Source organism: Phycisphaerae bacterium (assembly GCA_024102815.1).
GTDB lineage: Bacteria > Planctomycetota > Phycisphaerae > UBA1845 > UBA1845 > JAGFJJ01.
Map to the genome: position 1 here is coordinate 1 of JAGFJJ010000049.1, position 13,146 is coordinate 13,146.

At 63.9% G+C, this 13,146-nt stretch carries 14 protein-coding genes; 1 reads left to right on the forward strand and 13 read right to left on the reverse strand.

Annotated features, from left to right (window positions below; all coding sequences use genetic code 11):
• Nucleotides 1-1,460: hypothetical protein (locus tag J5J06_12825; GenBank protein MCO6437968.1), on the forward strand; the 1,460-nt coding region annotated here is incomplete at its 5' end.
• A 12-nt stretch (nt 1,461-1,472) separates the two neighbouring features.
• Here the strand turns inward: J5J06_12825 and J5J06_12830 are convergent.
• The 13 genes from J5J06_12830 to fliN form a co-directional block, all read right to left on the reverse strand.
• A complete protein-coding gene (locus tag J5J06_12830; protein ID MCO6437969.1) occupies nt 1,473-2,312 on the reverse strand; it encodes a diaminopimelate epimerase in 840 nt (279 codons plus the stop codon).
• Nucleotides 2,313-2,364: 52 nt separating this feature from the next.
• Entirely contained in the window at nt 2,365-2,685 is a 321-nt protein-coding gene (locus J5J06_12835) for a hypothetical protein (protein MCO6437970.1), read from the reverse strand.
• Between the two features lie 58 nt (nt 2,686-2,743).
• On the reverse strand, nt 2,744-3,577 hold the full coding sequence (locus J5J06_12840; GenBank protein MCO6437971.1) for a FliA/WhiG family RNA polymerase sigma factor: 834 nt from the start codon (nt 3,575-3,577) through the stop codon (nt 2,744-2,746).
• Nucleotides 3,578-3,643: 66 nt separating this feature from the next.
• Nucleotides 3,644-3,964, reverse strand: a complete 321-nt coding sequence (locus J5J06_12845) for a hypothetical protein (GenBank protein MCO6437972.1) — start codon at nt 3,962-3,964, stop codon at nt 3,644-3,646.
• 137 nt (nt 3,965-4,101) lie between these two features.
• Nucleotides 4,102-4,959, reverse strand: coding sequence for a MinD/ParA family protein (locus tag J5J06_12850; protein ID MCO6437973.1), 858 nt, complete (start codon nt 4,957-4,959; stop codon nt 4,102-4,104).
• Nucleotides 4,960-5,097: 138 nt separating this feature from the next.
• Nucleotides 5,098-6,276: a flagellar biosynthesis protein FlhF gene (gene flhF, locus J5J06_12855; GenBank protein ID MCO6437974.1), complete on the reverse strand. Its 1,179-nt coding sequence runs from the start codon at nt 6,274-6,276 to the stop codon at nt 5,098-5,100.
• The gene (flhA, locus tag J5J06_12860; GenBank protein MCO6437975.1) at nt 6,257-8,347 is read right to left on the reverse strand and encodes a flagellar biosynthesis protein FlhA; all 2,091 of its coding nucleotides are present in this window, start codon (nt 8,345-8,347) and stop codon (nt 6,257-6,259) included. Before flhA ends, flhF begins: the two co-directional genes overlap by 20 nt.
• 68 nt (nt 8,348-8,415) lie before the next feature.
• Complete coding sequence (flhB, locus tag J5J06_12865; GenBank protein MCO6437976.1) at nt 8,416-9,486, reverse strand: flagellar biosynthesis protein FlhB; 1,071 nt, start codon at nt 9,484-9,486, stop codon at nt 8,416-8,418.
• A 15-nt stretch (nt 9,487-9,501) separates the two neighbouring features.
• Entirely contained in the window at nt 9,502-10,278 is a 777-nt protein-coding gene (locus J5J06_12870) for a flagellar biosynthetic protein FliR (GenBank protein ID MCO6437977.1), read from the reverse strand.
• A 24-nt stretch (nt 10,279-10,302) separates the two neighbouring features.
• Nucleotides 10,303-10,563, reverse strand: coding sequence for a flagellar biosynthesis protein FliQ (fliQ, locus tag J5J06_12875; protein MCO6437978.1), 261 nt, complete (start codon nt 10,561-10,563; stop codon nt 10,303-10,305).
• 18 nt (nt 10,564-10,581) lie between these two features.
• Nucleotides 10,582-11,514, reverse strand: a complete 933-nt coding sequence (gene fliP / locus J5J06_12880; GenBank protein MCO6437979.1) for a flagellar type III secretion system pore protein FliP — start codon at nt 11,512-11,514, stop codon at nt 10,582-10,584.
• Complete coding sequence (locus tag J5J06_12885) at nt 11,515-12,456, reverse strand: flagellar biosynthetic protein FliO (protein ID MCO6437980.1); 942 nt, start codon at nt 12,454-12,456, stop codon at nt 11,515-11,517.
• A gap of 3 nt (nt 12,457-12,459) precedes the next feature.
• Nucleotides 12,460-13,146, reverse strand: a complete 687-nt coding sequence (fliN, locus tag J5J06_12890) for a flagellar motor switch protein FliN (GenBank protein ID MCO6437981.1) — start codon at nt 13,144-13,146, stop codon at nt 12,460-12,462.

Below are 13,146 nucleotides of genomic sequence, written 5' to 3' on the forward strand. Positions count from 1 at the left end.
TGGCCACCGAGTTGCCCGGTTGGGAGGGGACACACGCGATTCAGATTGATGTTGAGGACGCGCCCAAGGGACAGGACGCCGATTTCTGGTCCTGCTCGATCAACGTGGGCAAACAACAGTGGTTGACCTTCACGCCGCTTGTGGACGGCATCGCCACGTTTTCCACATGCAACCCGGGAACGACGTACGACACTGTCGTGCGCGCGCTGACCGGCAATTGTGCTGAATCGCTTCTCGTGCTTGACTGCGTTGACGACAGCCTGATTCCATCTTGCGACACCGGTTGTGACAGTTCCGGGCCACGGGGGACCATTGCCGAGTTTCCGGTTGAGGCCGGTGTGCCGTATTACGTCGAAGTCGGCTCGTACAACGACAACGCCTCGGGATGCGACTTGTGTCTGGATGCTACCTTGCAGATCGAGTCTTACTGCACGCTGGACCCCACTCCGCCGCTCGTGGAGATCACCTCGCCAGCGGACTCCGAATGTGTTTGTGGTATGGTCCCCATCACCGGAACGGCCACGGATCCGGAAAGTCCGCTGCGTGAATACCGAATCGAATATCGGCCGCTCGGCGGAAATTGGAGCCTGATCGGCTCGGACACCGGGCCTGTATCTGCCGGGTCGTTTGGCGAGTGGAATACCTCGGGCCTGAGCCAAGGGTGGTACGTTCTACGGTTGACCGCCACCAACGCTTGCGGGCTGAGCGCTTCCGTCGTGCGAATCGTGCGTTTGGACGGCTATTTTGAGACCCTGATCATTCACGAACCGGCGCATGCAACGGTTGTCGGCGGAAGTGTTTGTTTCGATGGCTCGGCGTCGGATGATTGTTTCGACCAATACGTGGTGTGGTATCGGCCGATCGGCGGTACGTTCGTTCCGGTCGACCCTTCGCAGCCGATTTACGGGAGCGGTGTGCTCAATGATGCGCTCGCGAGTTGGGATACGACTGGACTGGGGTTGCCGGATGGATCATATGAATTGGAGCTGGCCGGGACTACGATCTGCGGAAACGGAGCCGCCCAAACCATATTCGTTGACGTCGATAACACGGCGCCGACGGCGGTCATCACGAGTCCAATGAACTGCGACAGCGTGGACGGGATTGTGGACATCGTGGGCACGGCCGCGGACGCAAACCTGGCAGGCTGGTCTCTTTCGTATACCGGCGGCAACACGAATAGCTGGGTGCCGATTGCCTCGGGAACGGGGAACGTAAGCGGGTCCACGCTCGCCCAGTGGAATACCGCGGGCCTGCCGCCCTGCGCGTACACGCTCCGGCTGGTGGTGGAGGACAGCGCGGCCGTGAATTGCAGCAGCGCCCTCCATCACAGGACGGAGTATTTAACGACGGTGGCCATCGGCTGGCCCGGTGATTTCGACTGGGACAACGACGGCGACGTTGACCTTGTGGACTATCAGGCCTTCGAGGCGATGTTCGACGGGCCGAACGTGCCGTAGGATGCGTTGGGACTAATCCAGCGGGAGGTGAACCTCACCTTCGAAGACCTCGACGGCGGGGCCGGTCATTTGCACGGGACCATCGGTCGTCCATTCGACGTGAAGCTCCCCTCCGGGGAGTGCCACGACAACGTCGCGATCCGTTCGACCGGTAAGAACGCCGGCCACGCACACCGCGCAGGCTCCGCTTCCGCAGGCGCGCGTGGCTCCGCTGCCGCGCTCCCACGTGCGCATGGAGATTCTGCCGGGGGAGTCGACGCGGGCGAAGTGGGTGTTGATGCGCTCGGGGAAGACCGCGGCGTACTCGAAGCGCGGACCCAGATCGACCAGGTCGATCGTGTGGATCTTCTCCATGAAGACGACCGCGTGGGGATTGCCCATCGAGACGCAGGTAACCTCGAAGACGGTCCCGTCGATCTCGAGGGGGAAGTCGATGACGCGCTCGACGGGGATGAGCGTGGGAATCGCCGATGAATCGAGGATCGGGGTGCCCATGTCGACGCGGACGCTGATGACTTCCGTGCCGCGCATCCGGCACCAGAGGGTTCGAAGTCCGGCGTCGGTTTCGATGATGACCTGAGGGCCTGCGGCCAATTCGTGCTCGACGGCGTACTTGGCCACGCAGCGAATGCCGTTTCCGCAGGTCGGCGAGCGCGAGCCGTCGGCGTTGTACATCTCCATGCGTACGTCGCCGCGCTGCGAGGGGCCGATGAGAATCAGTCCGTCGGCGCCGATGCCGGTGTGGCGGTCGGACAGGCGGCGGGCGAGGAATGCCGGATCCGGCACCGATTCGCGAAAGGTGTTGATGTAGATGTAGTCGTTCCCCAGGCCGTGCATTTTGGTGAAGCGCATGGCGACACTCTACCGCGCCCGAGCGGGGGGAACAGAATGCCGGTTGCCCGCATCAGACGCGGATATCGAGGTGGGGTCGTTCGCCGTCGGGCCGGTCGTCGTCCGGGGTCTCGTCGTCGGATTCCGGTTTCGTCTGTTCGTCGTCGGATTCGAACGGTCTTCCCTGGCTTCCGGCACCCTCGGCGTCGCTGTAGACGCGCGTGCCCAATTCGGCCGTATCGACAATTTCGCCGGCCTCGGTGACGTTGCGGTTCTGCTGCTGGGCCTGGTGACTCTGGCCGGTTCGCGCCGCGTCGCGTTCCCTCCCGACCTCGCGTGCCTGGTACCCCGCCTGGGCGGCCGAAGCGGCGATGTCGGAGGGGATTTCGGCCATGGCGACTCCTCCCACGGACGATGAGGCCGATGTTGATCAGGCCGAGGGAACGGTGGCGTCACGCCTCGGCATACTGCTCGATCTCCCGGGCGCGGCGGCCCCACTGCGACTGGAGGCGCTCCATGATCGAGGAGTGCATTTGCGACACGCGGCTTTCGGAGAGGCTCAGCGTGGCGCCGATCTCCTTCATGGTCATCTCTTCATAATAGTACAAAATGAGGATGAGTCGCTCCGCCCGGGACATGCCGCGGGTGAGGAGGGCCTTGAGATCGCGTTTCTGGCTCTCGACGACGGGATTTCGCCCGCGTTTGTCCACGATGACATCGATTTCGAAGACGTCCTTTCCGGAGTCGTTGTCGTTGAATTGGCGGGAAAGGGAAACCTGTGAGACGGCGGTAGCGTCGCGCATCATGCGGTCAAACTCCCGATAAGAGACACCAAAGCGTTCCGCCAATTCGGACTGCGTCGGCGCCCGCCCCAGGTTCTGCTCCAACTCCTGCCGGGCACGGGTCAGCTGGTGGGACTTGTGCCGAACCAGGCGCGGAACCCAGTCCATGCCACGCAGCTCGTCGAGAATGGCGCCGCGGATGCGCGGGGCGCAGTAGGTTTCGAACTTGACGCCCCGGTGAGGATCGAAGGCCTCGATGGCGTCCATGAGTCCGAAGACGCCGGCCGAGAGGAGATCGTCCAGCTCCACCTCGTCGGGAAGCCGAGCCGCAATGCGCTCGGCGTTGTAGCGCACGATGGGAAGATAGTTCTCCAGCAGCGCGTTTCGGGCGGCGGGGTCATGGTCCTGCCGGTACTGCTCCCAACAGCGTGCGACGTGGGGATCGACGGACGAACGGCGTCGCGTTGCGGGCTGACGCTCCTCCTTGGCGATGGTTGCTTCCATTCCTCAAACTCCTTGTGCTTCCTTGCCGGGGCTCTTGATGTTCAGGCACTCAATGAAAGTCGCGGCTCAGGCGCGCGCGCCCGCCTGGTCCGCACCGACGGCCGGAGCTTCCGGCGTCGGGCCGTCAGACGAATTCAGATCTTCGGCGTATTGTCTTCTGGTTTCGGATTCGCGGCGGCGTTCATGATCGCGGATGACCACCTGGGCGGCGGCACCGACGGCGAATCCGATCAGGCAGAAAAGGAAAAGCGCGAGAATCGATCGGGACAGGGTGACCGTGACGGGATTCTGCACGAGCAGTCCGGCCACCGCAGTGATGCAGAAGGCAAGCAGGCCGAGGCCTGCGCCGGTGAATCGTGCGACCATGGCGTGCAACGTCCGTGTCACGGGAAACATCGAAACCATGAACAAAAACCGCGCGAACCTCCCGGCGGAGATCCGGCGCCTGTCGCCACGGCTTTGATGTCTGCCATCTCATCGACCCCGGCATCCGTGCCGGAAGGTCTTGTCGCCCGCGCCTCATCCTAACCGAAAATCCCGACGACCCTGCGGAAGAAACTCATCCTTGTGCTCTCCGGTTGTTGAGACCGGGAGAGCGTTTCCGCAAGGGCCGCGACACACGCGCTCGCATTGCAGTCCGGAAACCGGATCACGAACGGGCATCGCGCGTCAACGGCACGGGCGACGGCGGTATCATGCACCATGTACCCCAAGTCTGCAACAGATAAGTTGAGAAATTTTTGCGCGACATTCGCGATGCGTTCATATGTCTGCGCGGCCGCCAGTCGGGAGTCGGCCATGTTCACAAACAGTCCGACGCGCCCTTCAAAGCGCTCGCGGAGAAGCACCTTGATGGTGGCATAGGCATCCGTGACGGCGGTGGGTTGAGGCGTGGTCACCACCACAACCGTGTCCGCAGAGGCGGCAAAGGTCATCACGTTACGGGAGATGCCGGCACCACAATCCAAAACAACGATATCAGTACTGTCTTCCAGGGTTTCGAGCTGCGAAAGAAGAGACTGGCGGTCGAACTCGGAGAGGTCGGCCAGCTCTCCCAGCCCTGAGGCGCCGGGTACGAAGCGCAGTCCGGCCGGTCCGCGCACGCACACTTCCTCCAGAGATTCCGTTCCGCTGATGACATGGGAGAGCGTATGGCGGGGCTGCATACCGAGGAGAACGTCGGAGTTGGCCAGGCCCAGGTCCACATCGACCAGCGTTACGCGGCTGCCGCGGACGGCCAGGCAAATGGACGTGTTCACGGCGATGTTGGATTTCCCGACACCACCCTTTCCACTGGTGATGGCGATGACGTGGGCGCGGCGCGCACCGCGCCGGCACATTTCTCGAAGTCGCGTGGCCTGATCTACCCTTCCCGGGAGCATCGACGGTCCTCCGGGGGCGCAGCGCAGAACTCACAGCCCCTGCGTGCCTCGCCACGCCCACTGGAGCGGTAACCTTCCGGATTTACAATGGTAATGATTGAGCGGGCCTCAGCCATTGGGACTTTCCCCCGATTTTCTTCAGCGTCGCACTTCCTGTTCTCCAAGAATCAACGCCGCCAGTCGCCGCCGTTCACCGACTTCGATGTCATCCGGAACATCCTGCCCGGTGGTTACATAGGAGAGTTGCGCCTCGGCCTTCTGGAGCACGGAGAGGATCACACCGAAACCGATGGCTTCATCAAGCTTGGTCAGGATCACGCGGTCAATGCCCACCGGGCGGAAGCGCTCAATGGCGTCGTGCAGCACGGACTCACCGCTGGTTGCGGAAAGGACAAGATGAACCTCGTCCGGACGGGCGACGCGGAAGAAACTCTGGAGTTCGCGCAGCTTGATGGTGTCCCGCTGGCTGCGCCCCGCGGTATCGATCAGGATCACGTCGCAATCCTGCATGCGCTGGAGGGCCGTGCGCAGGTGCTCGGGCGAGACGGCTACTTCGAGCGGGACGTCGATGATGTGGGCGTACGTGCGAAGCTGCTCGACCGCGGCGATGCGGTAGGTGTCGAGGGTGATGAGCCCGACCCTGCGATTCTGCCGCAGGCCGAAGTTGGCGGCCAACTTGGCGATGGTCGTGGTCTTGCCCACGCCGGTGGGGCCGATGAGCGCGATGGTCCGCGGGCGGTCGGTTCGCCGGGGAACGGGCGCGCCGCCGACGGGGAGCATTTCTTCCAGGGCGGCTGCCAGTCGACTTCGCACGACTTCGGGCTTGTGCAACTGCTCGGCCGACAATTCTCCGCGAAGGCGATCGATCAATTGCTGGGCAAGCTGCTCGGCGACACGGTTTTCGACAAGCTTCTGGTAGGTGTCGACGAGGAACTCCGGAACGCCATTGATGCGCGACCGGCGCGACTCGCGCACGAGCTCTCCCACGACGCTCTTGAGTGATCCGAGTTCGGCAAGCAGGGGATCGGTCTTGGGCATGGATGAGTCGCCCGGCTCGACGGTGCGCCGGCGCGATTCCCCGCGTAAGGGCATGCCGGTGGGTCCCGCCGCAGAAGGTCCACCGCGCGGCGAGGCGGGTGGAAGGTCGGCCACGTCGCGGACGGCCGTGATCTCGACAAAGGGCCTGCCGCCCAGACCGAACACGCCTCCGCGTGTACCGGACCGGGTACTGAGGATCACTGCGTCGCGTCCGAACTGGCGCTTGACCTGGTCCAGCGCCTCGGCCATGTTTCTACCGCTAAACGTTTTGAGCTTCATCGTTTATGTTCGCCATGCCGTGGGTTTCGACCTCGAAACCACGAACGATTTCGCTGTAGGACATCACCACCGCCGCGGGCAGTTGCACCTCGATCATCCGCCGCACCCAGGGGCGTATCTGCGGAGGACACAGGACGACGGGAAAGCGGCCGCGATTGGCGGACGCGGCTTTCTGCAGCAGCTCGCGGATGGCACCGACGATGCGCGTCTGCACGGCGCCGGGAAGCGTAAGCACCGTTCCGCGATCCGAACGATCCAGGCTCTTGCCGATCAACTCCTCCACCGCCGGAGCGAGCGTAATGCAGTGAATGCGGCCGTCGTCTGCCTTGTGCAGATGGCACAATGTGCGGGCGAGGGCGCTGCGGGCGTATTCGGTGAGGATTTCCGTATCGCGGGTGCGCGGAGCGATGTCCGCGACCGTTTCGATGATCGATTCGAGGTCGCGGATGGGAACGCGCTCGCGCAATAGCGCCTGCAGTACGCGCTGGATCTCGCCGGGCTTGAGGACATCGGGGATAACCTCTTCGACCAGCTTCGGCGAGCGTTCGCGGAGGTTGTCGATGAGGCGGGCGACCTCTTGCCGCGTGAGCAGCTCGTCCGCGTGGCGACGGATGATCTCCTGAATGAACGTGGTCACGACGCTGCTGGGCTCGACCACGGTGTAGTTGCGATGCTCGGCTTCGTGGCGCTGGCTCTCGTCGATCCAGAGAGCCGCGAGTCCGAAGACCGGCTCTTTGGTCTCCGTACCGTTGACGCGCTGCGTGACGGCACCGGAGTCGATGGCGAGCAGTTGCCCCGGCATGATCTCGGCCTTGCCGACCTCGAGCCCGCGAATCTTCACGCGGAACTCGTTGGGCTGAAGGCGGATGTCGTCGCGAATGCGAATGGGCGGCACGACGATGCCGAGCTCCTGGGCAATTTGCCGGCGGAGATTGGTGATGCGGTCGAGCAGGTCGCCGCCCTGTTTGCGATCGACGAGCTTGATGAGCCCGTAGCCGACGTCGAGTTCCATGGGATCGGGAGCGATGTGCTTCTCGACGCGCTCGGAGGGCTGCGCGGCCTTGGCTTTCGCGGCCGACGCCGCAGCCAGCGCCACCTGCGTGCGGCGGTTGAGCACAAACGCGAGGGTAACCGTCGAGAGCGCGAGCCCAAGGATCGGAATCTTGGGCAGCGGTGTGAGACCCAGCACGAGCAGGAACGCCGCCGTAATCACCAGCGCCACCGGCTGGCCGGTGAGCTGCCCCAGCAATTCGTCGCCCAAGCTCTTCTTCGACGCGGAACGGGTAACGAGCATGGCCGCGGCGATGGAGACGATGAAGGCGGGAATCTGGGAGACGAGTCCGTCGCCGATGGTCAGGATGGTGAAGCGGCGGAGGGTCTCGCTGAGCGGGAGTCCCATCTGCACGAGACCGACGTACACGCCGCCGACGATGTTGATGAGCGTGATGATGATGCCGGCGATGGCGTCGCCGCGGACGAACTTGCTGGCACCGTCCATGGCTCCGTAGAAGTCGGCTTCGCGGGTGATTTCGGAGCGGCGCTGTTTGGCTTCCTGCTCCGTGATCGTTCCCGCGTTGAGGTCGGCGTCGACGGCCATCTGCTTGCCGGGCATGCCGTCGAGGGTGAATCGCGCGGCCACTTCGGCGATGCGCGTGGCGCCCTTGGTGATGACCACGAACTGAATGATGACCACGATGGCGAAGATGATGATCGCCACGGCCAGCGATCCGCGGGCAACGAATCCGCCGAACGTCTCGATCACCTGCCCGGCGTCGCCATCGGTCAGGATGAGGCGGGTCGTGGCGATGTTGAGCACGAGGCGGAACAGCGTCAGCCCGAGGAGCAGCGACGGGAAGGACGAGAATTCCAGGGGCCCGGCGATGTACATCACGGTCAGCAGGACGACGCCGGAAAGCGTGATATTGATCAAGAGCAGGAAGTCCATCGCCGAGGTGGGCAATGGAATGAGGATGACGAGGATCAGCGCCAGCGCGGCCACGGGCAAAGCGGCACCGTAGTACCTGCTCAGCACGTCGAGAAACCGCAAGTTTGGCAGCTTCGATTTCGCCATCCGTTCGTCCTGTCACTTCGACTCAAAGCGAGGGTCGCTTCGCGCCGAAGTAGACCGCAATCAAACTGTCATGCCGCCCGAACCGGGGAACGGCCGGTCAACTCGTACACGTAGGCCAGGATCTCCGCGATCGCCCGGTAGAATCGTTCCGGGATGTACTGACCAACCTCCACCGAAGCGAAGACGGCCCGCGCCAGCGGCGGACGCTCCACCACGGGGATGCCATACTCCGACGCAAGCTGCCGAATGCGCAGCGCGGCGTAATCGGCTCCCTTGGCCACGACCTGCGGTGCGGGCATCTCGGTCGCATCGTATTGAATGGCCACCGCGACGTGGGTGGGATTGGAAATCACGACGTCGGCCTTGGCCATGTCCTTTCGCAATCGCTGCATGGCCAGTTGCATCTGCACCTGGCGACGTCGTGCCTTGAGCTTGGGGTCGCCCTCCATGCTGCGGTATTCGTCCTTCACTTCCTCCTTGGTCATGCGCAGATCCTGGCTGTGGCGGAAGCGCTGCCATGCGAAATCGGCCAGCGCCAGCACAAACAGGACGACCGCCAGGCGAATGCCGAGTTCGAAGGTCAGGTGCGCGCCGAGGAGAAGCACGTCCGACGCGCCGAGCGTCAGGGCGAAGAGGATCTCGGCCGAGCGATCGCGGAGCGTCAGCACCACGATGGTGACCACCAGCACGAGCTTGGCCAGGTTGATTGCCGTGGTCATGAGCATGCGCATGGAAAAGAGGCGCTGGATGCCGCTCAGGGGATTGATTTTGCTCAACGACGGCGTAAGCGGATGGAGCGTGAGCAGCAGCCCCACCTGGGCGAGCAGCGAGCCGAGAATCGCCGCGAAGACGATGAGCAGGAGCGGGCCGAGCCGCCAGAGCAATTCCCGCCCGATGGCCTTGAGAAAGACGGGGACTTCGGCGGGATTCGGGGGCGCGTCCGCGGTCAGTGCCGTGCGGAGGATCGCCTCCATCGCCTGCCAGAGATCGTCGCCCACGACGTACAGAACGCAAAGCGGAATCAGCAGGGCGACGGCCGCGGGCAACTCCTGGCTGCGCGCAACCTGCCCTTTCTTCCGGGCCTCTTCCTTTCGGCGCGGCGTTGCAGGTTCGGTCCGTTCGTCGGCACCCAATGCCATGATTCACACCCACACTTATCCCAATCCGAATGCCGCTCGCACCATGGCGATGGCGTCAAAGACGGCGGACACCAACAGGTCTTCGCCGGCGACGAGGGCCAGCGCGGCCGCCCCGATCGTCACCATCACGCGCACGGTGAATCCCACCGAGAGGATGTTGAGCTGCGGCATCGTGCGCGTCAGGAAACCCATGGCCAATTCCGTAAGCATCAGGGCGATGAGCACGGGTGCCGCCAGGCGAACGCCCACGACAAACGCCGCGCCCAGGACTTCGACGAGCAGGAGCATCAGCGTTTCGCTCGGGTGATACGTGAGCAGCGGGATCACGCCGAATGTATCCAGCAGGGCGCGCATCATCGCCCGGTGGCCGCCGGAAAGCAGGAAAACGAAGATGAGAACGATCGTGTAAAGCTGCTCGACGGCGGTGCTCTCTTCGTTGAACGTCGGATCGACCGATTGTCCCAGGGCGATGCCGGCCTGCTGGGCGACCATCCGCCCGCAGACGTCGGCTGCGGTGATCATGATGGTCAGGGAAAGTCCGATGGCCATGCCGATGATGACCTCGCTCACTGCTCCGGCGACAACGCTTCCCAATGAAACGACCGGCGGCGCCTGGCTCGAAACCAGCGGGAAGATCATGGCCGCCAGCGTAATGACCAGTGCCGCCCGCACGCGAATGGGCATCATGGGACTGCCGAACACGGGCGCCGTCAGCACCAGTCCGCTGATGCGAAAGAGCACCAGGGCGTAAGTCGGCAGACCAAGGAGAATGTCGAATAGGGACCAGGGCATGGCTCAGGCCAACGGCTTTCATATTCACCAGGGCAGTGTCCCCAGCATCTCCACTGTGTAGGCGACCATCTGCCCGGCGATCCAGGGGATGAAGATGGCCGCGGCGATGATCATGGCTGCGATCTTGGGCACGAAGGTCAGTGTCTGCTCCTGCAGTTGGGTCACGGCCTGGAAGAGAGAGATCAGGAGTCCCACGGCGAGCCCGATCAGGAGAATGGGCGCCGAGGTCGTCAAGGCGATCCACAGTGCATGCCGGCCGATTTCCAACGCTTCGCCAATGGCCATGATTCACCTGCTTTGCAGTTACACAAAACTGTACAGCAACGTCTCCACCACGAGGTGCCATCCGTCCGCCAGCACAAAGAGCAGCAGCTTGAACGGCAGCGAAATCAATACGGGCGGGAGCATCATCATGCCCATGGAAATCAGGATGGTCGCGATGACCATGTCGATGACCAGGAACGGCAGGTAGATGCGGAAGCCCATGATGAATGCGGTCTTCAGCTCGCTAAGAAGGAATGCCGGAATCATGACGCTCAGCGGCACGCTCTCGACGGCCACCTGCTCGGTGGGTGGAATCGGCGCTCCTCGGGAATACTCCAGAAAGAGGTAAATATCCTCGAAGTTCCCGGTCTGCTCGATCTGCCGATACATGAAACCCTTCATGCGCGCGCTGACGATTTCGAAGGCCTCTTCCTGCCCCATCTTCCCATCCAGGTAGGGCGTGACGGCTTCGGCCTGGAGCTGGTACCACGTCGGCGACATGATCATGAACGTCATGAACAGCGAGAGGCCGAGCAGGACCTGGCTGGGCGGAAGCTGTGGCGTACCGACGGCCTGACGAAGCAGCGCCAGCACGATAATGATCCGCGGGAAGCACGTGGTCATCACCAGCACGGACGGCACAAGCGTAAGGACCGTCAGCAGGACCAGAATGCGTAGCGTCGTACTGACGCCCTCGCGGTCGCCGGCCGTGGGAACGATCCCCGACAGATCGGGAACGTTCAGCGGGTTGGCACCGGTTGCCGGCTCCTGGGTAATTGGCGCGGAGGGCGTGGGCGTCGGTCGGGCCGGAGTGGGTGCCGATTGTGCCCGGGCGGATGCCGCGCCGATCAGCACGACCAGCAGCACGGCCGGGACGCACAACGTTCGACAGGATGTCGTGAGGCAAGACAGCAATATGCGCGACTCCTTCGCGCGAGCATGTTTCGCGCCGCATCCATGCGACGCCCGCATTCAAGCGGACGACATCGATCGCAGCCGCCGCAACAGCTCGGCCATGGGCCGAGATTCGCGGTGGTGGCGGTGGTCGATATCGGGCGGTTCAACGTTTTCCGAAGCGGCGTCGTCAAAGCCTCGCCGCTCCCGGGTGAAAAGCTGCTCAAAGATCGAACCTTCGTGCGCCGGCGGCGACGAACTCTGCGCCAGCAACGTCGCCACTTCGTCGGCGTCCGAGATTTCGCAGAGCGTGGCCATGCGATCACCGGCAAGACCCACAAGAACGAGGCGCCGGCCGACGTGCAGAAGCACGGCCTGCTGCCGCACGCCGAGCGAGGACCGCCCGACGACCCGTACACAACGACTCTCGGCGGCGACGCGGCCCGGTACCCATCGGCGGAGGGCATAGGCGCCGGCGCCCACCAGGCCCAGTACGACGACCAGCGGCCAGAGGCCCTGCCAGAGGGACCCGACGCTCGGCGACGGCGGTACCGCTTCGCGAGGCGCCGCGGTCTGGACATTGGTCGGGCTGCGCGAACGGCCGGTGCGCGGCGGCAACATCTGCACGGCGCTCGTATCCGCGCGAGTCGGCGCGGAGGTGGCATCCATGCTTGATGTTGGGGGCCCGGAATCTGAGGCTGATTCCAACGCCGTGCCGCCTGCATTGTCCGGATTCGGGTCGGTAGTGGGGTCATGATCGGCTATTGATTCGACCGGCGGATCCCCTTCGTGCTCCGAGCTGACACCTGATTCGCCCTTGGCGGCGATATCCTCCACCTCGGCCGCGCGATTGACCTGGGTTGCGGGAGCATGGGGACCGGGAGAACCGGGCGACTGGGAGAGTCCAGGTTGCGTCGAAACCAGAAGGGAAAGGAGTGCGGGCAGCGCGCAGAGGAATCCCCCTCGGCCCGGGGGCCGGCGCGCGTCGATCCATCGGCTCCGCCGAATCACGATCGCCATAGCCTACACGGTTACGCGGTGCGGATCCTGCGAAACCACTTCGCTGATCCGCACGCAAAAGCTGTCGTTGAGCACCAAGACCTCGCCGCGAGCGACGAGACGATCATTCACGAGCACATCGACGGGATCCCCGGCCAACTTGTCGAGTTCGACAACGCTGCCCTCGCCGAGTTGCAGCACGTCCTCAATCAGCATGCGCGTCTTGCCCAGCTGTACCTTCACCCGAAGATTCACGTCGCTGAGCATGGTAACGCGCTTTATCTCTTCGGACGTCGCGGACGCGGCGCCGGAGAGATCAGCCAGGTGAGGCGGCCGGGCATCGGGTGGGAGCGGTGGAGGTGCCGCGCTTGCCGTAGGCGCCGCTTTCGCGGCCGCGCGTCGCTCCTCCTCGATGGCGGCCTGCATCTCGGCCGCGGCGGCGTCAAACGGGCGGCCCATGGAATCGAGCCGCTCGTCGGGTTCCGTCGAAGCCTCTGCGGCAGGCTCGGGACCGTCTTCCGGAGAATCGCCGCCGTTCATCAGGGCGTCGATTTCGGACTGGCTGAATCCGCCGGAGGCTTCCTCGGACGGAGGCTCTTTGCGCGGCGGATCGGCCGCGGGTTCTCCACCCGCGTTGGAAAGCAGCGCGTCGATCTCCTCTTGCGAGAAGCCCTCCGCTCCGAAGGCGTCGTCCATTCCGCCAGTCGGCAT